Source organism: Pseudobutyrivibrio sp. (assembly GCF_017471675.1).
Lineage (GTDB): Bacteria > Bacillota > Clostridia > Lachnospirales > Lachnospiraceae > Pseudobutyrivibrio.
This window is the reverse complement of the sequence record NZ_JAFUSK010000017.1, coordinates 1-23108: the sequence shown is the minus strand read 5'-3', so window position 1 is coordinate 23108 and position 23108 is coordinate 1. Positions and strand designations below refer to the sequence as shown.

The window sequence follows — 23108 nt, the reverse complement described above, 5'->3', positions numbered from 1 at the left end:
GCTTTGCTTAGTGACTCTATTTTTTATAATTATAGGGGCAAAAGAAAATCCAAAAACAAAATAAAAGAGGATTCAGGGGCTATCCGAGGATAGTCACTGAATCCAGTCCTTTTTTAGGGGAGTTTTTTAACAGCCCCTTTTTTTCTTATCTTAATGTTCATAAAAAAATAACATTTATATTTTATTATTAATCTACATATTCTTTCAATATTGTGGTATTTATGATTTTTGTTTTAGATTGTAAAGGAGTGGGGATATGCAAGAACATTATAAAGATGTGAAGTGGACATCGCTAAGCACTAATGCAGAAAAAAATATACAAAGAGAAGATAATAAAGAGTTAAATAAGCAACATTTGTTAAATCAGGAAAATGTGGTGGAGAAAAAAGAAGAGCCAGCTCTTGATTATAATAAGAAAAATGTTGATGCTACAGTACTGAAGCAATTTAATGTTATGCTTACAGTACTTAAAAACATAAATATGAAAGAGGTGGAACTTTTACGTTCTGAAAAAGGTGATCATGAGGCAGCAGCTAATCAGCTGTATGATGCTATTGACAATATAAAAACGTTAAAGCTTACCTTTGATCTCCAAAAAAGAGCTAAAAAAATCGGAACCGCTAAGGATGTTGACACCTCAGATATTATAGAAGCAATAGTGCGCCTTTCTGAATGTGCAAATGCTTACTATGATACTCACCGAGGCAAGCACTATGGGGAGAAGAATAAACGCAAGCAAGTTGCGAAGGAATTTATGCTGGTATCTGAAGCTTTTCTTGCAAATGTTAATATAAGTATGGGAAAACCTAAGAATATGCCCCCTGAACCAAATGTAGAGGAATTGAAACGAAAATATAAGGCAACCAAGGGCGTAGATAGTAGACTTATAGAACTAGCAGATATTTATGAAAAGTGGGCGGCGACCTTTGGGGAAGAAGAAGGTGGAGAAAGGCAACGTATTCAAAAGAAGAGAAATCTCTTTAAACCATTTGAAAATGATATTAAATTGTATCGAGCTCAGTATTCAAATGGCAAGGGAAAGGCTTCAATAATGAAAATCATCCAAATCTATGATGATTATAAGATGAAGGATGACATGCTTAAACGCTTGGAAAAGGATGAAGATATAAAAAAGAAACTTAGTGATCCTGTTATGGATTATCTTAAAGAAAAAGAAGCCTTAGAAAATGAAAGAGATAAGGAAATAGGTCTTTCTGATGAGCAGATGGACGCAACATTGAAAGAGGAACAGATAAAAGGAATCTATGAATGTGATAGATGGTTCCTTAAGAATTTCGATAATAAAGGTATTTTTGGAAGACTTGTAGGGACGAAAAATCATCATGAAGAGATTATAAGCAAACTAATGTCAATGTCTAAAAGAGAAAGACTATTCATGTATTATTTGATAGAGACTGGCCAGAGAAAAAGTCCTCAGATGTATGATGTATTTGCTTCACAAATAAATTATAAGCCAAATGTAGACTTGCTAGAAAAAAAGATGAAGGCAATCTTTCTAAAACTTACGCGACGTGTTAATGGTGACTATATAAACATGTATAAATTGTCAGAAGTAATGCAGATTTCTCGTGATTATAAAGAATTATTGGCAACCACTTCTACAATAGAAGAAGATGTAGAAAAAGCAAAGCAAAGGCGCGAAGCACAGGAAACTGCTGAAGAAAATGGCGAATCAGCAGTAACAACAGAAGAAGAAAGAGTACAAGTATTAGTTGAAGATCGCAAAAATCTACTAGCCGAGTTTATGCTTGCAAACATAACCTATAAGGAATGCTTAGAACAAAAGCTGAATAACAAAGATAAAAATAAGAAGCAGGAGCTTCAAAATAAGCTAGACGCCGCTGGAAAACGTTGCGTATTGGTAAGAAAAGAACTTTTTAATGCAGATGATCAACTAAAAAATATCCAAGATAATAGTGATGAATATAATGCTAGTCTAAAATCATCTAATGCAAAGCAGGGTGGGTCAACTAGTTGGAAAAAATTTCATGATTATAGTAAGACTGCAATAAAGTATACTAAGGATGCAAACAAATATAGTTCTAAAGCAATCAACAGCTATGGTTTAAGTTGGGGGCTTAGTGAAACTAGTCTAAAGACTTATAAATATGCTTCCGGTGGTGTAGGAGATTCACTTACAGTAGTCAGTACAGCTATTACTACTATTGGAAGTATTATGAATCTCGTGAAGAATGCTGATAATATGCATATGGGAGATGTGATTTCTTCCATTGTGAGTATTACGAATAGTGCTGAAGGCGGTGTTATTAGCGGTTTAAAACTATATGTAATGGCAAAAGATATAGTGACTGGGTTTGAACACGTTCAAGCCTCTGGGATTCTTAAAACCGCAGGAACAGCTACTGCCGGAATTGCACTTGGAATCAATGCATATAAGGTAGTAACAGGGGCACTAGATATGCGTAATGCCACCAATGCAGAGGAAGCCTTAAAAAATAAGAAACAAAATAAGCAAGGTACAATTAATAATTTAGAAACTAAGAAAGATAGAACCGCTGATGAAGAGGCTCAGCTTAAAAAGCTTAAGAGAGAACAAAAATACGATGAAAGTATGGTAAAGCTTGCTAAGAAGATTAGCGAGCTAAAGCTAGATGTGGCAATGGCTAATACAGTGATAAACGGTTTGACACTAATGACTAGCTTTGTACCAGGAGGTGGGCAGGTTGGTGCTGCAATTATTTTATTTGCAGCTAGTTTAGCTATATCGGTAGCTGAGGCAAAACGTTTACGAGGGATAAAGAAGGAATTGTTCGATGATTTTATGGATATGAAAAAAGTATCTGAGACATCACAGAAACTAATGGGAGATAGATCACGTAAAATTTATAATCAGGAAAAATATAATGAAAATCTTAGGCTAAAAATGGCTGCAGTGGCAGGCTACGCTGACACTAATTCAGCAGCAGATCAGATCTGTAAGAAATTTGGTCAATATGTATATGCTAAGCTATTTGGTGATGCTGGTTCTGGTGGGGCTGAAAATGACGAAGAAAAGAACGGTTATATACAATTGGTAAAGGCTTTAGGATTGCCGTATGATGCCAATAAAAAAATTCCAGACGAAGCTGTTATTGCAAGAAAATTTGCTGGCAAATAAAAGGAGGATAAATAATGAATATTAAAGAGTTGGAAAAAATCAGACATGAAATACTAAAACAGATTAAGGATGAGATGACAGCAGAGTTTTTTGCAGTACATCTTAACAAGAAAGAAAAAGAGGAAGATGCTGAGATATTAAGAGTTCTTTTTGATGAGCTAGGCTATGAAACTGAGGAGGGAGCTCTTGGCGAATATGCATTTTTGCCTGTTTATTCCGAAGAGGAAAAGGTTCAGTATTTTTCATCAGCTATTATTATAGCTGACACTATTGTGGAGCAAAATATTTCTAAATTATATGAAGCTATGTCCACTATCAATTTCTATATACAATGTGGTGCATTTTGCATAGACAAGGATAAGCAAATACTGGCTTATAAGATGACAACTCCTCTACCTATAGGTCTTTCAAAAGATGCTTTGTATGAGCAGGTAAATATATGCATGGGTAATTCTGTTGCTGTTACAGATCAGTATTGCGATTTAGTACTTCGTGTGAATGCTGGAGTACTTGATATCCCAGATATGCTTAAAGAAATGGGTATATATGAAGAGGCATAAAAATAATTAGGTTACCTATTCATCCTCCCATCTACTTGTGGTAAAATAACCATTAGTAAGCTCTTAGTAGCAAATGATGGGAGGATATATCATGGGTAACGCTATTGTGGCACAGTCAGGTGGTCCTACTGTTGCAATTAATGCCAGCCTTGCTGGAGTCATCGAGGGAGCACTTGCTTCAAAATACGATAATATCTACGGTTCCTTAAATGGAATTCTCGGTATCAAAGATGATAATGTCATCGACCTTGGCAAAATCGCTAATTCAGAACCAAATTTTATCAAACAACTTAAGACAACACCTGCTATGTTTTTAGGTTCATGTCGTTTCAAGCTACCTAGTGTAGAATCAAATGACCCTATCTACAAGCATCTCTTTGAGCAGTTCGATAGATACAATATCGATGCATTTTTCTACATCGGCGGAAACGATTCTATGGATACCGTTGATAAGCTTTCTGCTTATGCAAAGCAAATCGATTCACATATCAGATTTATTGGAGTTCCTAAAACAATTGATAATGATCTTTGTGTAACTGACCATACACCTGGTTTTGGTTCAGCTGCTAAATACATTGCCACTACCACAATGGAAGTAGTGTATGATGCTAAGATTTACAATTCTCCTAGCGTAACTATCATAGAGGTAATGGGACGTGATGCAGGCTGGCTTACAGCAGCTACTTCCCTTGCAAGAAATGAATATTGTGCAGGCCCTGATTTAATCTACTTACCAGAGGTGCCTTTTAATACAGAGATTTTTGTTAATGATTTATCTCGCCTTCTTAAGGAAAAGACTAATATCGTAGTTGCTGTTTCAGAAGGAATCAGAGATGCAGCAGGAGAGTACATCTCTGCATCTACAGGCACACTTGATAACTTTGGACATGCTCAGCTTTCCGGGGCAGGCAAGACTCTTGAATATCTTGTTAAGGATAGACTTGGCTGCAAGTGCCGCTCTATTGAGGTAAATGTACTGCAGCGTGCAGCAGCTCACATCAGTTCTCTTACAGATATCTTAGAATCTGTAGAGCTTGGCAAGAATGGTGTTAAGTTTGCAGAAGATGGTGTTACTGGTGCTATGGTAATACTTAAGCGCACAAGCAATGAGCCATACACAGTAGAATACGATTATGCTAAGATTCATGATATTGCCAATGAGGCCAAGGAAGTTCCTAAGGAGTGGATTAATTCATCACACAATTGGGTTACAGAAGAAATGATAGAATACTTAAAGCCTCTAGTTCTTGGCGAGCCAGAGCTTGAGTATCAGAATGGTCTTCCAGTATATGTAACAATGTAAAAAAGGCTTCCCCCTTCTCAAGGGGGAAGCTGTCACCGAAGGTGACTGATGAGGGGGGTATCTACAAATTTCCCTCATCAGTTATTTTTTACAACTCTCTAGATTTATCAATACAAACTCTCTCAGCTTCAATAACTGCATTTCTAAAGCCAAGTGCTTCAAGTGTTGCAACAGCCTCAATAGTAGTACCACCTGGTGAGCAAACCTGATCCTTAAGTACCCCAGGGTGTTCTCCGGTTTCTAGTACCATCTTGGCAGAGCCAAGCACAGCCTGTGCTGCGAATTTGTAGGCTTGTGCGCGCGGCATGCCTTCTGCTACGGCGCCATCTGCTAATGCTTCTATAAACATAAATACATAGGCAGGTGAAGAGCCGCTGATTCCAACTACAGCATCCTGTAATCTCTCTGGTACAATCTCAGCCTTTCCAAAGGATTCGAAAAGCTTAAGAACATCCTTAGCTTCTTCATCGGAAACCAGCTTGTTAGGGCTAAGAGCACTCATGGCTTCACCAACAAGGGCAGGAGTGTTTGGCATAACCCTAATAAGCTTAAGCTCTTTGCCAAAAAGCTCTGAAAGCTTATCAAGTGACTGGCCGGCAGCAATGCTTACTACAAGCTTGTTGCCGTAATCCATATCCTTAATACCATCAATGGCATGAGGAAGATATTGTGGCTTAACCGCAAGAAAAACAATATCTGCAAATTCAACAACATCTCTGTTGTTAGTGCTGGTTTTAACTCCAAATTCTTCGCTGACCTTATCGAGCGCAGCTTGGAAAATATCGCTAGCCATTACATCTGAAGCGTCCACCATGCCAGCGGAAATAATTCCACCCATCATAGCAGATCCCATGTTACCTGTTCCAATAAAACCGATTTTCACTATAACACCTCCATTAAAAAAAGAAGTTCAAAATGCTACGCTTAGTGTACCATTTTCGAACTTCTTTGTACATTATCTTTGATGTTATATAACATTTAACCACAGTCTACTTAAATCACGCTCGCCTAAGAGAGTGAGGGCGTGCCTGGCCTTTGAATATTGAATTCTGCTGATGGAAATAACATAAAACTGCTTCGCACCATTGTATTTTCTTCTAAGGAAAAATGGAATTGGCTTGAAGGATTTAGAAAAAGCCACAGATTGCTCTAAAAGCAAATCTGAAGTGCGATTAGATACATGCTTATTAGTAGTGCGGCATAATACCACATCTTTACATACATTCTTAGATAATTTTGGTTTCTTTTTCATAATACATTATCCTAACTAGCTAAAAAGCTTGTTGATTCATCCCTACACTAATACGTTAGCAAATATAACTATTTATATCAATAGTATTCACAATAAAATCATCTTTTTTAAACCTATAGAATGTAGTAAAATATGACCCATAAGGACTTAATTAAATGTTTTAAAGAAAAGAGGTTTTATATGTACGATTTAACAGGAAAGACAATTGTAGAAATAAAGGAATATGTTAATTCACTTAGCAATGAAGAATTAGATAAATTTATCGAAGAGGTAGATTTTGCAGATTATGATTTTGATTTGGAAGCTCTTGATTTATTAAGCAGCTCACGTCTTTACGACTATATTCAGTATTCTCATAATGGAGAGGCTACAATTACATTTGATTAATTTGGAGGGTTATGAAAATGGTTAGTAAGAGGCAGAAGTTTTTAACAGTTATACTTGTAATTGTTCTTGCGATAGTTATTGTTGGTGGTGTTTTTGGTATTAGCTATATGAAGGGTGATGTTACCTTCCCTTGGCAGTTAGTTGAGACTGAAGCCAAGAAGGAAGAGGTAAAGGAGCCTGCCAAGGAGCAAAAGGAGCTTAAGGTTACAGTGAAGGAGCCTAAGAGCACTGAGCAGGATAAAGAAGTAGCAAAGGAAGAGCCAAAGGAAGAAAAGGAACAGGAGCCAGTAAAGGAGCCTGCTGCTTTAGCAGACGGCGATTCTACAGGTGTTACCTTAGATTACTATGGTGCGCTTCACGTGGAAGATGGCGCTCTTGTTGATAACACTGGTAAAGCAGTCCAGCTTACAGGCGTCAGTTCCCATGGCCTCAGCTGGTTCCCTGAATATGTCACAGCAGATTCTATCAAATCCCTTAGGGATAACTGGGGAATCAATGTTATCAGGCTTGCTATGTACACCAGTGATTACAATGGTTACTGCGTAGGTGGTCAGGATATTAAGGATACCCTTAAGGAAAACATTGATGAGGCTGTGAAGGCTGCCACTGATAACGATATGTACGTCATTATAGATTGGCACATACTTAACGATAGCAATCCTAATGAGTACAAGGCCGATGCTATCCAGTTCTTTGGTGAGATGGTTCGTAAATACGAAGATAACGAAAATGTTATCTACGAGATTTGCAACGAGCCAAATGGTGACACTACCTGGGAAGATATCAAGGCATACGCTAATGAGGTGATTCCTGTAATTAGAAATGTCAATAAGGATGCACTTATCCTTGTTGGTACACCTAAGTGGTCTAGCGACCTTGATTCGGTTATGGGTGACCCACTTGATTTTGATAACATCATGTACACATATCATTTCTACGCTGGCTCACACAAGTCTAGTGCTAGAAATGCACTTACTAATGCCTTGGAAGAGGGCTTACCAGTATTTATTTCTGAATACGGATTTGTATCAGCCGATGGAGATGGAGCAGTAGACTCTAAGGAAGCCGCTAAGTGGCAGGAAGTAATTGATGAATACCAGCTTTCCAGCTGCATCTGGAATCTTTCAAACAAAGCGGAAGGCTCTGCCCTTATAGCTTCAGATTGTGATAAGACAGCTGATTTACAGTATGATGATTTGTCCGAGCAGGGACAGTATTTCTTTGACATGCTCAAAGATAATACAAAACAAACTAAAAGTAATACGGAGAAAAGAAGATAATGACAACAAATGAGAAAATTGCAAAATTAAGAGACTTAATGAAGGAAAGAGGAATTGATCTTTACCTTATTCCAACAGATGATTTTCATTCATCTGAATATGTAGGAGAGCATTTTAAGGAGCGTAGCTTTATTACAGGCTTTACCGGTTCAGCTGGTACAGCCGTTATCACACTTACAGAAGCACATCTTTGGGCAGATGGAAGATATTTCGTTCAGGCTGCTAAGCAGATTGCAGATTCAGAGGTAATCCTTGAGCGCATGGGTGAGCCTAATGTTCCAGAGGTAGATGAATTTATTGAAAAGAACTTCCCAGCTGGCGGTTGCCTGGGATTTGATGGCAGATGTGTTTCTGCTAAAAAGGCTGCCAGATATTTTGATATTGCCCAGGACAAGGGTGGCGAGCTTTTCACCACAGAGGATTTGGTAGATATTATTTGGGAGGACAGACCATCACTTCCAAAGGCTACTACATGGGTCCTTGCTGATGAATATTCTGGCGAGACCATGGAGTCAAAGATTTCTCGTATCAGAGAAGAAATGAAAAAGAAGAAGGCAGATGCGCATCTTATTACTTGCCTTTATGATATTGCTTACATTATGAATCTTAGAGGAAATGATATCGATAACGTACCAGTATTCCTTTCATTCCTTCTTATTACAGATGATAGTGTTATTTTATTTACAGATACAACCAACTGGCCAGCAGAGGCTATGAGCTATCTTAATGAAAAGGGTGTTAAACTTTATCCTTACGATATGGTATATCATTACATGCAAAGCGCTGATTTGGCAGATAGAAGAGTGCTTCTTGATGAGAGCATTGTTAACTACAATCTTGTTAAGGCATTAAAGGGCTCAGCTAAGATTATCGATGGCAAGAATCCATCAGAGCTTATGCGCTCTATCAAGAATGAGACAGAGATTAAGAATACTCGCATCGCCCATGTTAAGGACGGTGTTGCCTGCACAAAGGCTATCAAATACGTTAAGGAAAACATTGGTAAGGTTCCGATGACAGAAATCACTGTTTCTGATTATTACGAGGCTAGACGTAAGGAGCAGGAAAACTATGTGGACCTTTCATTTGGCACTATTTCTGCTTACGGACCAAACGCTGCAATGATGCATTACAGTGCTAAGCCAGGTTCTGAAGCAACCCTTAAACCAGAGGGATTCTTGCTTGTTGATTCAGGAGCCCACTACCTTGAAGGTACTACAGATATCACTAGAACTATCGCACTTGGCGAGCTTACTGAGCAGATGAAGGAGTATTATACAGTAGTTCTTCGTTGCCACCTAAGACTTATGGCTGCCAATTTCCCTAAGGGAGCTACTGGCGCTAACCTTGATATATTATCACGTGGTCCAGTATGGGATATGGGACTTGATTACAGATGTGGTACAGGTCACGGTGTTGGCCACATCCTTAACGTACATGAAGGACCTAATAACTTCCGCTGGAGAACAGTTGACGGACAGCCATCAGCAGAGATTAAGCCAGGTATGATTACTACAGACGAGCCAGGTCTTTACATTGAGGACGGCTTCGGTATCCGTATCGAAAACGAGCTTCTTTGCGTACCAGGTGAGACTACAGAATACGGTGAGTTCCGTCACTTCGAGGCAATCACATACTGCCCATACGAATTGGATGCAGTTATTCCAGAGATGCTTACAGAATACGAAAAGAAGACACTTAACGACTACCACGCAATGGTTCGCGAAACCCTTAAGCCATACCTCACCGACGAGGAAAACGCATGGCTCGCTAACGAAACTCGTGCAATCTAAACACAAGCTTGTTCACGTAACAAGCATAGAATTCGATGAGTCGGTAGACATCAAGCTAATAGGTAACTTTAGCGAAACATTTTTAGTTGAGCTAAGTTACCTATTGCTTGTAGGCGTAACCGACGGAGTAAAATATTTGAAGGATTAATGTTATGAAATTACTTTTAATGGATGGACATAGTATCGCAAACAGGGCATTCTACGGAGTCCCAGACCTTACAAATAGCGCCGGAGAGCACACCGGCGCCATTTTTGGTTTCCTAAATATGATGTTCAAATTCATCGATGAAGAACAGCCAGATAACTTTGCTGTTGCATTCGATGTACATGCACCTACATTCCGTCACAAGATGTTTGATGCATACAAGGGCACACGTAAGCCTATGCTTCCAGAACTAAAGGAGCAGATTCCACGTATCCAGGAAATGCTTAAAGCTATGGGCGTGCCTGTTGTTACAATGGAAGGCTGGGAGGCTGATGATATCCTCGGCACTCTTTCTCGTATAGGCGAGGAAAAGGGCTTTGATGTTACTATCGTTTCCGGAGATAGGGATTTACTACAGCTTGCCACAGAAAAGGTAAAGATATCTCTTGTAAAGACTAAAGAGGTTATCAATTACTATGCCAAGGATTTTGAAGAGGCTTTCGGCGTAACACCAAAGCAGTATATTGATGTTAAAGCCCTAATGGGTGATTCATCTGATAATATTCCGGGTGTTGAAAAAATAGGCGAAAAGACTGCCTTTAAGTGGATTGCCGAATATGGTTCTATCGAAGCATGTCATGAGCATGTGGATGAGATGAAGAAATCCAAGGTTGTTGAAAAGTTTATTGAGCAGTGGGATCAGGCAGTGCTTTCTAAGGAGCTTGCTACTATTAGCTTGCAGGCACCTATCGAGCTTGAAGAAGGCTGTACCAAGCTTGGAAATATCTTTACAGAAGAGGCTTATCTTCTCTGTAAGAGATATGAGCTTAAAAAGCTATTACCTAGATTTGAGAGTACCACCACTGCCAAGGTGCAGGATACCACATCAGATACATTTAAGAGGATATCTGACCTTTCAGATGTGGAAAACTTCTTTGCAGATTTAAAGAAGAGTGGAAAAGATTTTATCGGTGCAAGCATCATGTCAGATGCTAATAAAAATATTAAGGGTGTAGCCTTATCTGTAGGTGATTCTACAATCTATGTGGAAATCGCTGGCTTTATTACACCAGATTATGTGGCACACAAGCTTATGGAAGTAAGTGCAGCAGGTGTTAAGCTTTGCTTCTGGGATTTAAAGAATGCTATGCACGTAGTTTACAATATTCTTAGCCAGGATGAAAAGCAATCAGTAGATGAAAATGGTGGTAAGGCGGTAATCTTCCCATCAGCCTGTGATGTGGCTGTTGCGGCATATCTGCTTAATCCTACCAAGAACGCCTACACAGCAGATGATGTGGCAAGCGAAATACTTTCCATCATCATACCAGCTGCAGCGGATTTGTTTGGCAAGAAAAAGCTAGAGGCGGCCTTAGAGGACGATAGCCTAATCGATGCTGTAACCACTTATGCCTGCTACAATGCTTATGTGGCTTACGCAGCCTTTGAAAAGGTGATTTCTGAGATAAAGGAAGAGGGAATGCTTGCTATTTATGAGGATATAGAGCTTCCTTTGGTTTATACACTTTTTGATATGGAAATTGCAGGTATTGCAATGGATGCAGCTTCCCTTAAGGAGTATGGTGATAAGCTTTCAGTACGTATTGCTGAGCTTGAACAAAGCATTTATAAGGAAGCTGGGGAAGAGTTTAACATTAATTCACCTAAGCAGCTTGGTGTTATTCTTTTCGAAAAGCTTGGAATTCAGGGCGGAAAGAAGACAAAGACTGGTTTTTCCACAGCTGCGGACGTTTTAGAAGAACTTTCTTCCACAAATCCTATTATATGTGATATATTAGAATATAGACAGCTTGCAAAGCTGAAAAGTACTTATGCTGATGGTCTTGCAAATTGCGTAGATGCAGATGGAAGAGTTCGTTCTACCTTCATGCAGACAGTTACTGCAACAGGACGAATTAGCTCTACAGAGCCTAATCTTCAGAACATTCCAATTAGAATGGAGCTTGGTCGAGAGATTAGAAAGGTATTCCATCCAAAGGACGGATATGTATTTTTAGATGCAGATTATTCTCAGATTGAGCTTAGGGTGTTGGCACATATGTCTGGTGACGACAATCTGATTAATGCATTTAAAGCAGGACAGGACATACATCGTTCTACAGCATCACTTGTGTTTAACACACCTTTTGATGAGGTTACAGATTTGCAGCGCCGCAGGGCAAAGGCGGTTAATTTCGGCATTGTCTATGGTATTAGTGCTTTCGGACTTGCAAAAGATATAGATGTAAGCAGGGGAGAAGCTCAGGAATATATTGATAATTACTTCCTGGCCTATCCTAAGATGCATGCATTCCTAGAAGGATTGAAGGCCGAAGGCAAGGAAAAAGGCTATGTAACTACCATGTATGGCAGACGTCGTCCTATTCCAGAGCTTTCATCTTCTAATTTTATGACCAGACAGTTTGGCGAGAGAGTAGCTATGAATTCACCTATTCAGGGAACAGCTGCTGATATCATCAAGATTGCCATGGTTAAGGTGCATGATAGATTGCTTAGTGAACATCTTAAATCTAAGCTGTTGTTACAGGTTCACGATGAGCTTTTGGTTGAAACCTTAGAGTCAGAACGCACTCAGGTAGAAGAGCTTATACGTGAAGAAATGGAGAACGCTGCAGCCCTTTCAGTAAAGCTGGAGATAGATATGAATGCTGGAAAGAATTGGGCTGAGGCACACTAAATGCAGATAGGAGGGGCCCATTTATGGGAAGAGCCTGTCTGCCACAACTCAGCCCCATTGCCGAAGGCAATCTATAATGGCTGAGTTTTCCCGTAAATTCAAATTAAGAAAAGGAGAAAGAGTTATGTTTCCAAGAAAAGAAATCAAAGCAAACGCAAGAGCAGCACTTAAGGCAAACTATTGGGCAGTAATTGGTATTCTGTTTTTAGGTTCTATACTTAGCGGATTAGTTGCAGGTTGCGCTACAATTCCTAATTCAATGGCTCAAATTTCAGCTACCATGGCAGGAGAGGTTTATTATGTTCCTGAAACATCTGTACTTACTTCAGTTTTGTATATTGTAGGTGTATTACTTTCAATTATATTTGAAGTTGGTATCGCACGTTTTGCATATAGAGTATACAGAGGCGACTCACCAGAAATCGGTGATTTGTTTGTAGCTTTCAAAGACGGTAATTTTGGTAGAGTATTAGGTGGTATGCTTTTAGTAACTATCTATACATTCCTTTGGGCTTTACTCTTTATTATCCCAGGTATCATCAAGGGCTATCAGTATTCAATGATGCCTTACCTTCTTATTGACAGACCAGACCTTTCTATCAAGGAATGCTTTGCAATGTCAAAGAAGATGACATCAGGCTTCAAGTGGAGCATATTTGTACTTGAATTAAGCTTCATTGGCTGGGCAATTCTTGCTGTATTTACATTTGGTATTTTAGATATTTTCTTTGTTACACCATATATGACACTTGCACTTGGCGGTGCTTATGATTATTTAAAGAGAACCAGAATGGATGATGGTATTACTGCAACAGAGCAGGCCGTTGAAGGAGAATTTTAGAGTAATACATGAAGTTTATAGGAATTACAGGGGGCATCGGCGCTGGCAAAAGCACGGTGCTCTCTTTACTAAAGGAAAATTTTAATTGCAAAGTGTTGCTTGCAGATGAGGTGGCAGCCACCCTGATGCAGGCAGGAAATCAGTGCTTTGAGGCAGTGGTTAGCCTTCCATGGCCTGAGAGCATTGTAGGGGATAGCGGGCAGATTAATCGTCCTCTTATGGCAAAGCTTATGTTTGCTGATGATAGTCTGCGGCAGTCGGTTAATGCCATAGTGCATCCCGCAGTAGAGAAGGAAGTACTAAATCAAGTAGAGATTGAACGAAAAAAGCACAATATAGAGTATTTTTTCTTTGAAGCTGCATTGCTCATAGAATGTGGATATGGTAAACTTGTTGATGAGATGTGGTACATATATGCCACTGAGGAAGTAAGGGCTAAGCGCCTGATGGAATCCCGTGGATATAGTATGGAAAGAATCAAAAATACTATCATGTCTCAGCGCAGCGATGTTTCCTTTAGGGAGCATACTGACAGGATTATTGATAATAGTGGGGATAAGGAGAACACCTTGTCACAGCTTAAGGCTATATTATCAGAAGAATAAATTCCGAGGAGTGTAGTTTATGGAGACGAAGGATATTGTATTTGGGCTTGATATTGGTACCAGAAATGTTATTGGTACCGTGGGTTATTTAGAGGGAGATGATTTTCATGTCATCGCCCAGGATCTTAAGGAACATGACACCCGTGCCATGCTTGATGGACAGATTCACGATATAGGCAGGGTAGGCGCTACCTGCGATGAGGTTAAAAAGGAGCTTGAGGCTAAGACTGGTCTTAATCTTACAGAAGTATGTATCGCTGCCGCTGGTCGTGTGCTTCGTACAGTTACCACCCATGTAGAGATGGAATATCCTGAGGAGACAGTTGTTTCCGGTGAGGATTTGCATACTCTTGATATGATGGGCATCGAGCAGGCAGGCAAGGAGCTTAAGGGTGACGAAGATAAGAAATACAAATTCTTCTGCGTAGGCTATTCTACCGTTAAATATTATTTGAATGGTGATGTATTCACATCACTAGAGGACCATAAGGCTGATATTATCGGGGAGGATATTATCGTAACCTTCCTTCCTGAGGATGTTGTAGATGGTCTTTATTCTGCAGTTGATAAGGCAGGCTTATCAGTTGCTAATCTTACATTGGAGCCTATTGCAGCTATCAATGTAGCTATTCCACAGAATTTTAGAATGCTTAATATTGCACTTATTGATGTAGGTGCCGGCACATCCGATATCTGTGTCACCAGGGATGGCAGTATCATTGCATACGGCATGATTCCTATGGCAGGGGATGAGCTTACAGAGGTTTTGGTACACGAATTCCTTGTGGATTTTGCCACAGCAGAGACCATCAAGCGTGCTTCCACAGAGGGTGGCGAAATCACCTACGAAGATATTATGGGCATCAGCCATACTATCAAATCTGAGGATGTATGGAAGCTTACAGATCCTGTAATGGAGAAAATTGCCAAAGAAGTAGCTACTAAGATACAGGAGCTTAACGGCGGCAAATCTGTATCAGCTGCCTTTGTAGTAGGCGGTGGTGGTAAGGTGCATGGCTTTACTGAGGCTCTTGCCAAGGATTTAAAGATTGTGTCTGAGCGTGTAGCTCTTCGTGGTGAAGAGGTAATGAAGAACATCATCTTTGAGGAAGAGGATGTTAAGAAGGATTCCTTGCTTGTTACACCAATTGGAATATGCCTCAATTATTACGAGACAAAGAACAACTTCATCATGATTCACTTTAATGGTGAGATGATGAAATTATACGATAATGGTCAGCTTACTATTGTTGATGCTGCTATGCAGGCAGGCTTTTCAGCAGACCAGCTGTTCCCAAGACGTGGCCGTGAGGTTAACTTTACAGTTAACGGAGTTTCTAGAATGATTCGTGGTACCGAAGGAGAATCTGCTGTAGTTACAATGAATGGCAGAACTGTTGGCATTAACACACCTCTTGAGTTTAACGCAGATGTTACACTGGTACCATCTACTGTAGGCGAGGGGGGCTCAGGAACTATTGCTGATTTGGCAGAGTTCACCACAGATTATCTGTACTTTACAGTATGTGGACACAGGGTTAAATGCCCTAAGTTTGTAGAAGTTAATGGTTCTATGGAGCCACCTACATACACGATTAAGGAAGGGGATGTTATCGAAACACGCCCATTCTATACAGTTGGTCAGTTGGCAGAATTCATGGATGTTACTATAGATGACAGATATGAAATTCTTGTAAATAATCGTCCATCAGGTTATGATTCTTTGGTATACGAGAACTTCGTTATTGATTGGACTACAACATCACCTGTGGCTTACGCCGGGGATTACATAGTAGATGATGAGGAAGGTCTGCCAGAGGATTATCAGGCGCCACCTATGGAGGATGCACCTGTTAAGGATGCTAGAACAAAGATTAAAATCGAAACTGTTGATCTTCCAGTTAAGATTAACGGCAAGAACATGGTGCTTTCAGGCAAGAAGGATTACATCTTTGTAGATATTTACAATCTTATTGATTTTGATCCAAATGCAGGCAATGGAAGACCTCTTGTTATCAGAATCAATGGCGAAAAATGCGGCTACGCCGATGAGCTTCACGCTAATGATGAGGTTGAATGTTATTGGAGCTAACCTGCCTTCCCGTAAAAAGGAAATAGATAAAAGATTTAAAATAGAAAGATATAAGATATAATGGATTTTTTTAGTATTGCAAGTGGTAGTAGTGGAAATTGCATCTGTGTGGGAGATGATCACACACATGTAATGATAGATGCAGGTATTTCAGGAAAGCGCATAGAGGCTGGTATGAACAAATATGATTATACAACAGCCGATATGAATGGACTTCTTGTGACACATGAGCATTCAGATCACGTGTCAGGCTTAGGAGTTATTTCCCGCAAATATCATATTCCCATTTATGCTACTGCTGGCACAATTCGTGCTATTCGTTCAATGAAAAGCTTAGGGGCTATCGATGATAGCCTCTTTCATGTTATAAAGCCTGATGAGGACTTTAATCTGGGTACTCTTACAATTCACCCATTTCATATCAGTCATGATGCTGCTGATCCAGTTGCATATCGTATAGAAAATAATAAATCAAAGGTTGCAGTCTGCACTGACTTAGGGTATTATGACAACAATATAATTGAAAACCTAACTGGTCTTGATGCTATGCTTCTTGAAGCAAATCATGATATTCACATGCTGGAGGTAGGGGCATACCCATATCCTCTTAAGCAGAGAATCCTTGGAGATTTCGGTCATTTATCAAATGAAGCCAGTGGTAAGCTTCTTAGCCAGGTGCTTCACGATAATGTAAAGCATGTCTTTTTGGGACATCTTAGCCATGAGAACAATTACCCTGATTTGGCCTACGAAACCGTTCGCCTAGAGGTAACTATGGATAATAGCACTCCATACACTGGCGCCGACTTCAACATCACCGTAGCTTCACGCAGCGACGTATCCGAACGAGTGGTTATGTAAGGTTTGTCAATGAGCATGTTAATAGGCTACACAACCTAGGCAAGCGCGAGCAAGAGGGCCCCATTCAGTTAAGGAGGAACCCTTTAGGGAGGTTCCCTTGACTGAAATGGGAGATGGCTTGCGGGAGCATGAAACACTAAGCTGCCTATTAACAGGCGGATTACACTTGTAGTATGGAAGGAGAAACAATGGAGAATAAGGTTATTATTACAGTTGTAGGTAAGGACACAGTGGGCATAATTGCTCGTATCTGTACATATCTGGCAGATAGCGGTGTCAATGTTTTAGATATTACACAGACAATTGTTAAGGGCTACTTTAACATGATGATGATTGTAGATATTAATGCAGCATCAAAAAGCTTTGGTGATCTTCAGACAGACCTTGAAAAGCTTGGTGATGAAATAGGTGTTCAGGTAAAGGCTCAGAAGGAAGAGATTTTCGAGAAGATGCATAGATTATAAGTGATTAATCGAGCAAAGCGAAGAGAAATCACTTATCACGGCGCACCCTTTTTTCCGAAGGAAATCCTGGATGGGTGCGGCCTTCCCGTTAAACAACTAGGAGAATAATCATGGTAAACATAAAAGAAGTCATCGAAACAAATAAAATGGTAGAGGAGCAGACACTTGATGTCCGCACAATCACCATCGGCATCAGCTTACTAGAATGCATAGATGCAGATTTAAAGCTTTTAAATGAAAAGATATATCATCGTATTACAACAGTTGCAAAGGATTTGGATAAGGTAGCAAAGGAAATCGAAAGAGACTACGGTATCCCAATTGTTAACAGACGAATCTCTGTTACTCCTATTGCTTTAGTTGGTGGTGCAGCTTGCAAGACTCCAGAGGATTTTGTTGGTATTGCTCACACATTAGATAAGGCTGCTGAGGCAGTCGGTGCAAATCTTATTGGTGGATATTCAGCACTTGTCTCAAAGGGTATGACAACAGCAGATGAGATGCTTATCCGTTCTATTCCACAGGCTCTTTGCGAAACATCAAGAGTTTGTAGTTCCGTTAATTTAGCTTCCACAAAAACAGGTATTAATATGGACGCAGTTCGCCTTATGGGAGATATTCTTCTTCAGGTGGCAGACCGCTCTAAGGATAGAGATTCTGTAGATTGCATGAAGCTTGTAGTATTCTGCAACGCTCCAGATGACAACCCATTTATGGCTGGTGCCTTCCACGGTGTTACAGAGGCAGATGCAATCATCAACGTAGGTGTATCAGGCCCTGGCGTTGTTAAGAAGGCATTAGAGCAGGTTCGCGGCGAGAGCTTCGAGGTTCTTTGTGAGACAATCAAAAAGACAGCGTTCAAGGTTACCCGTGTAGGTCAGCTGGTAGCCCAGGAAGCATCAAAGCGCTTAGGCATTCCTTTTGGTATTATTGATTTATCTCTTGCTCCAACACCTGCAATCGGAGATTCAGTAGCTGATATTCTTTGTGAAATCGGCCTTGAATATGCTGGTGCACCAGGAACAACAGCAGCACTTGCAATGCTTAACGACCAGGTTAAGAAGGGCGGTGTAATGGCAAGCTCTTATGTTGGCGGTCTTTCAGGTGCATTCATTCCTGTATCAGAGGATCAGGGTATGATTAATTCTGTAGAGGCTGGCGCAATCACTCTTGAAAAGCTTGAGGCTATGACATGTGTATGTTCAGTAGGTCTTGATATGATTGCAATCCCAGGTGACACACCTGCTACAACAATCTCAGGTATGATTGCTGATGAAATGGCACTTGGTATGGTTAATCAGAAGACAACAGCAGCACGTCTTATCCCTGTTATTGGCAAGGGTGTTGGTGATACTGTTGAATTTGGTGGATTATTTGGCTATGCACCAATCATGCCTGTTAATAAATTCTCTTGCGCAGACTTTATCAATAGAGAGGGACGTATTCCTGCACCAATTCATTCTTTTAAGAATTAGATTTTTCAAAAAATTAATATTTAGTTTATTGTATTCGGTTAAAGTAATAGTTACTATTTTAAGTAGTGACTATTACTTTTTTTGTGGGGTGAAAAATGGATAATATTTCAGATTACCTTAGATGGTACGGGGAGTTTTCATTCGATGAAAAACCACTGACGGAGGTGGACAATTTCATACTTTGTAAGCTTACTTATCTGATTTTGACTGATATTAAGATCACAAGCCCTCGAAAATTCAGGGATGTAGTAGCTGAGGTGAAATCCAAATCTGGCATTCAGGGAACATTTTACGGTAAGGAATTTATTGTGGACCTTGCTGCAGAATCCAAGCGCTTTGGAGATATCTATTTAAGTCGTCACGTGGATGTATTGGATGAAGCCTTATCTGCTCAGTTTGCCGCTATGACCTTTGATTTAACAGATGAGCTTAGATTTATTTCTTATCGTGGCACGGATGACACTATGGCAGGCTGGAAAGAGGATTTCATGATAAGCTTCACTGAAACTGAAGCACAAAAGAAGGCACTGGCTTATCTAAAGGATGCTATAGATGGCAACCATAAGCTGATAGTGGCAGGCCACAGCAAGGGAGCAAACCTGGCACTATATGCAGCCACCCATTTAGAGGACGAGCTACAGGACAATGTAAGCTTTGTATATATGAACGATGGCCCGGGCCTTTGCCCTGAGGTGTGCGATAAGACCTGCGTATCTAAGATAAAGGACAAGGCACTTCGCTTCATTCCAGAGTATTCTATCTTTGGTAAGCTATTCGAGGAGACTGAAATCCCCCTTAAGATTGTAAAGAGTACAGAAGAAGGGGTAATGCAGCATGATTTATTTACATGGGGTGTGGACCATGGCTTGCCGCTTCTTTCAGACAGCAATCATCCTGGCAGTGTGTTTATAAATCAGGTGCTGGATCAGTGGATAGAAAGCTGCAACGACGAAAAGCGAATCAGCTTTGTAAATAATCTGTTTAATTCCATAGACAAAGCAGGAATTAAAACTACCACTCAGGTTGTTCAAAAGGGACCATTTGCTATAGAAAAAATTCTTATAGAGCTATTATCCCTGGATAAAAATACTGTCAGAACATTTATGAAGCTGCCTGTTACAGCAGCATTAGATAAGGCTCCTGACAGTGAAAAGGCAAATAAAATTAAGCAAAAAATTCAGGCTAAGGAATGGTTGCCTTATGTGTGTATGCTTTTTACCAGCATCATTTTGTTTATAATTCCAGAATATATTTTGCAGGCAGGTATAAGTCTTGCGCTTCTTGCCGTGATAGTGTTTGAGATAATCGTTACTATCAGGCATTTGATAAAGGCCAAATGGAATCTGCAGGAGGAATCTGCCAGAGTGTATATTTGCCTTGTGATGCTTGGCGTATATGCAATGCTTTTGGTAAAAGAGGACGCCCTTTTTTTAATCGGTAGTGTGGTTATAGGTGTTTCCTTTTTGGCATGGGCCTATCGCAATGCCATTACATTTAGGAATCTGTGCAACGAGACAGACAAAAAGGAACGCCGTCCTGAGAAGGTGAAGCTTGTGTTTGAGATAGTTTTTCTTATCATTCTAGCGGGCTTTATACTGATTGCCCCAAAGGACACATTGGCATGGTACATGGTTTTCCTTGGTGTGGTACTGCTAATCGATAGTATCGTGAACCTTGGAATGATATTTCATCGATGCTATACTTCGAAGCGTACTATTTAATTTTACAAAATTGAATTTTAATGTTATAGTATAAATATAAATTGATTGATGGTTTGACCTAAAGTCAGCTTTAGGTGATACAATCTTATTGTTTAATATAGGAAGTATGGTTCGGAGGTATATATGAAAGAATATAGACAGCAATTTTTTAAAGGGGAGAGAGCGCTTTTTGCAGAGGATGGCGCTAAAATCTATGATTCAATCTTTGACGAAGGAGAATCTCCTTTAAAGGAAAGCAAGAATATAGAGGTTTACGATTCTCAGTTTAAATGGAAATATCCAATGTGGTACTCAAACAATGTAACAGTTAGAAACTGCAACTGGTTCGAGATGGCTCGTTCAGGCGTGTGGTACACAAACAATATCAAGGTTTACGATTCATTAATCACTGCACCTAAGAATTTCCGCAGATGCGACGGTGTAACACTTGAAAATGTTAATCTTACCAACGCAGAGGAAACCTTCTGGATGTGTAAGAACATCAAGCTTAAAAATGTCACCGCTAAGGGACATTATTTTGCCATGAATACAGATGGTATTGAGATTGATAATCTTCGTCTGGATGGCAATTATTCATTTGACGGAGCTAGCAATATCACTATTCGTAATTCAGTGCTTCTTTCAAAGGATGCATTCTGGAACACAGAAAATGTTACTGTATATGATTCATACATTTGTGGGGAATACTTAGGCTGGAACGCTAAGAATCTTACATTTGTAAACTGTACAATAGAAAGCCTTCAGGGGCTTTGCTACATTGATAATCTTACAATGAAAAACTGCAAGCTTATTAATACAACACTTGCATTTGAGTATGCTAAGAATATCGATGCAGAAATTACCAATAAGGTGGACAGCGTATTCAATCCTGAAAGTGGAACAATCACAGCACAGGAGATTGAAGAGCTTATTGTAGAAAAGGACATGGTTGACCCTGCTAAAACCAAGATTGTATGTAATGTCATTGGCAAGACAGAAGAAATCGTAGAATGGAGAAGAAATCGTTAATGGGAAAATATGATTTTGACACACCGATAAACAGGCGAGGCACCGATTCATTAAAGTGGGATGTTAAGGAAAATGAGCTTCCTATGTGGGTAGCAGATATGGATTTTCAGACTGCACCAGAGATTAGGGAAGCCATAGCAGATAGGCTTTCTCACGGTGTCTTTGGCTATTCTGATTTAACAGATGAATGGTATCAGGCATATCAGAATTGGTGGAAGAACAGGCATGGCTTTGAGATAGAAAGGGAATGGCTCATCTTTTCAACAGGTGTCATTCCATCTATTTCATCTATTGTCCGCAAGCTTACCACACCTAACGAAAAGGTAATCATTCAGACACCTGTTTATAATATCTTTTTCAACAGTATTGTGAATAACGGCTGTCGCCCATTGGAAAGTCCTCTTATCTACAAGGATGGCAATTACGAGATGGACCTTGCAGACCTGGAAAAGAAGATGGCTGACCCACAGGCTAGCCTTATGATTCTTTGCAATCCTCACAATCCTGTTGGACGCATTTGGAACAGGGATGAGCTTGCCAAGGTAGGTGAGCTTGCTAAGAAATATGGTGTTACCGTAATCTCCGATGAAATCCATTGTGATATCACCATCCCTGGCAAGTCTTATGTACCATTTGCATCTGTATCTGACACTTGCAAGGATGTGAGCATTACCTGCATCGCACCTACTAAGTGCTTTAACATCGCAGGCTTGCAGACCTCAGCTGTGGTTGTGGCTAACCCATTCCTTCGTCACAAGGTATGGCGTGGTCTTAACACAGACGAGGTGGCAGAGCCAAATTCTTTTGCACAGGTAGTTACTGAGGCAGCCTTTAACAAGGGCGGCCAGTGGCTGGATGAAATGCGCGAATATGTATTTACCAACCGCAAAATTGCCGAGGATTTCATTGAAAAAGAAATTCCTGGTATTAGCATTGTCCACGGTGAGGCCACATATCTGCTATGGATAGATATTAGCTCTCTTGGCAAATCAAGCGAAGAGGTGGCAGCATCCATCCGTGAGACCACAGGTCTCTACATCACTGAAGGCATCGAATACGGCGAAGCCGGCCGCTACTTCCTACGCATGAACGTAGCCTGCACCCGCGCGACACTAATGGACGGGCTAAATCGCTTGAAGGAGGGCATAAAGCGTGTAGCGGACTAGCCGTATATACTAGATAGTGCCTGTCCACTCCAGAAGAGCTTGTTGTAAATACACCCCAAATAGCCCGCTTGATACATCTGTCTGCAGCTGCCGCCTATGAAGCATTGGAGAAGAATTGCAGATTTTCTTAATGCCACAAACGAGCATACGTCACGTGTCCTTTCACGGCTTTGACTATTCGAAGACACTGTATGTATCTCGCAGACACATTGTAGTTTTTCAAAATAGCAGGGGTGGTAATATTAGTATTAATTGCATTCATATTACATTCGCCAAGTAGAATTAAAAGCAGTTTTTGGATGTTTTCCTACCGGCTTC

18 protein-coding genes are annotated in these 23108 nt (G+C 40.1%); 16 read left to right on the top strand and 2 right to left on the bottom strand.

The annotated features are described in order from the left end of the window. The first annotated feature begins 256 nt into the window (after nucleotides 1-256). The 3 genes from IJ535_RS02700 (at nucleotide 257) to IJ535_RS02690 (ending at nucleotide 5002) form a co-directional block, all read left to right on the top strand. A complete protein-coding gene (locus IJ535_RS02700; protein ID WP_294298522.1) occupies nucleotides 257-3139 on the top strand; it encodes a hypothetical protein in 2883 nt (960 codons plus the stop codon). A gap of 14 nt (nucleotides 3140-3153) precedes the next feature. Beyond that, nucleotides 3154-3699 (top strand): hypothetical protein, encoded by a 546-nt coding sequence (locus IJ535_RS02695; RefSeq protein WP_294298520.1) that lies wholly within the window; start codon nucleotides 3154-3156, stop codon nucleotides 3697-3699. A 91-nt stretch (nucleotides 3700-3790) separates the two neighbouring features. Next, nucleotides 3791-5002 (top strand): 6-phosphofructokinase, encoded by a 1212-nt coding sequence (locus IJ535_RS02690; RefSeq protein ID WP_294298516.1) that lies wholly within the window; start codon nucleotides 3791-3793, stop codon nucleotides 5000-5002. A gap of 88 nt (nucleotides 5003-5090) precedes the next feature. Here the strand turns inward: IJ535_RS02690 and proC are convergent, their stop codons facing one another. Continuing rightward, entirely contained in the window at nucleotides 5091-5885 is a 795-nt protein-coding gene (gene proC / locus IJ535_RS02685; RefSeq protein ID WP_330619488.1) for a pyrroline-5-carboxylate reductase, read from the bottom strand. Between the two features lie 84 nt (nucleotides 5886-5969). Further along, nucleotides 5970-6254: a hypothetical protein gene (locus IJ535_RS02680; RefSeq protein WP_294298513.1), complete on the bottom strand. Its 285-nt coding sequence runs from the start codon at nucleotides 6252-6254 to the stop codon at nucleotides 5970-5972. Nucleotides 6255-6434: 180 nt separating this feature from the next. On the opposite strand from IJ535_RS02680, the gene IJ535_RS02675 reads away from it, so the two are divergent. The 13 genes from IJ535_RS02675 (at nucleotide 6435) to IJ535_RS02615 (ending at nucleotide 22790) form a co-directional block, all read left to right on the top strand. Continuing rightward, nucleotides 6435-6641 (top strand): hypothetical protein, encoded by a 207-nt coding sequence (locus tag IJ535_RS02675; protein ID WP_294298510.1) that lies wholly within the window; start codon nucleotides 6435-6437, stop codon nucleotides 6639-6641. An 11-nt stretch (nucleotides 6642-6652) separates the two neighbouring features. Next, on the top strand, nucleotides 6653-7921 hold the full coding sequence (locus tag IJ535_RS02670) for a glycoside hydrolase family 5 protein (RefSeq protein WP_294298506.1): 1269 nt from the start codon (nucleotides 6653-6655) through the stop codon (nucleotides 7919-7921). Further along, nucleotides 7921-9714 (top strand): aminopeptidase P family protein, encoded by a 1794-nt coding sequence (locus tag IJ535_RS02665; RefSeq protein ID WP_294298504.1) that lies wholly within the window; start codon nucleotides 7921-7923, stop codon nucleotides 9712-9714. Before IJ535_RS02670 ends, IJ535_RS02665 begins: the two co-directional genes overlap by 1 nt. Before the next feature lie 152 nt (nucleotides 9715-9866). Continuing rightward, nucleotides 9867-12557 (top strand): DNA polymerase I, encoded by a 2691-nt coding sequence (gene polA / locus IJ535_RS02660; protein WP_294298499.1) that lies wholly within the window; start codon nucleotides 9867-9869, stop codon nucleotides 12555-12557. Nucleotides 12558-12681: 124 nt separating this feature from the next. Beyond that, nucleotides 12682-13398, top strand: a complete 717-nt coding sequence (locus tag IJ535_RS02655; RefSeq protein ID WP_294298497.1) for a DUF975 family protein — start codon at nucleotides 12682-12684, stop codon at nucleotides 13396-13398. Between the two features lie 8 nt (nucleotides 13399-13406). Then, nucleotides 13407-14003, top strand: coding sequence for a dephospho-CoA kinase (gene coaE, locus IJ535_RS02650; RefSeq protein ID WP_294298494.1), 597 nt, complete (start codon nucleotides 13407-13409; stop codon nucleotides 14001-14003). Nucleotides 14004-14022: 19 nt separating this feature from the next. Further along, entirely contained in the window at nucleotides 14023-16095 is a 2073-nt protein-coding gene (locus IJ535_RS02645; RefSeq protein ID WP_294298492.1) for a cell division FtsA domain-containing protein, read from the top strand. A gap of 60 nt (nucleotides 16096-16155) precedes the next feature. After that, nucleotides 16156-16956: an MBL fold metallo-hydrolase gene (locus IJ535_RS02640; RefSeq protein ID WP_294298490.1), complete on the top strand. Its 801-nt coding sequence runs from the start codon at nucleotides 16156-16158 to the stop codon at nucleotides 16954-16956. A 173-nt stretch (nucleotides 16957-17129) separates the two neighbouring features. Continuing rightward, nucleotides 17130-17420, top strand: a complete 291-nt coding sequence (locus IJ535_RS02635) for an ACT domain-containing protein (protein ID WP_330619487.1) — start codon at nucleotides 17130-17132, stop codon at nucleotides 17418-17420. 110 nt (nucleotides 17421-17530) lie between these two features. Then, nucleotides 17531-18895 carry a PFL family protein gene (locus tag IJ535_RS02630; protein ID WP_294298486.1) on the top strand — a complete coding sequence of 455 codons (1365 nt, stop codon included), beginning with the start codon at nucleotides 17531-17533 and terminating at the stop codon, nucleotides 18893-18895. Nucleotides 18896-18990: 95 nt separating this feature from the next. Then, nucleotides 18991-20616 (top strand): Mbeg1-like protein, encoded by a 1626-nt coding sequence (locus tag IJ535_RS02625; protein ID WP_294298483.1) that lies wholly within the window; start codon nucleotides 18991-18993, stop codon nucleotides 20614-20616. Nucleotides 20617-20739: 123 nt separating this feature from the next. Beyond that, complete coding sequence (locus tag IJ535_RS02620) at nucleotides 20740-21624, top strand: DUF3737 family protein (RefSeq protein ID WP_294298480.1); 885 nt, start codon at nucleotides 20740-20742, stop codon at nucleotides 21622-21624. Beyond that, a complete protein-coding gene (locus IJ535_RS02615; RefSeq protein WP_294298478.1) occupies nucleotides 21606-22790 on the top strand; it encodes a MalY/PatB family protein in 1185 nt (394 codons plus the stop codon). Before IJ535_RS02620 ends, IJ535_RS02615 begins: the two co-directional genes overlap by 19 nt. Nucleotides 22791-23108 lie beyond the last annotated feature (318 nt).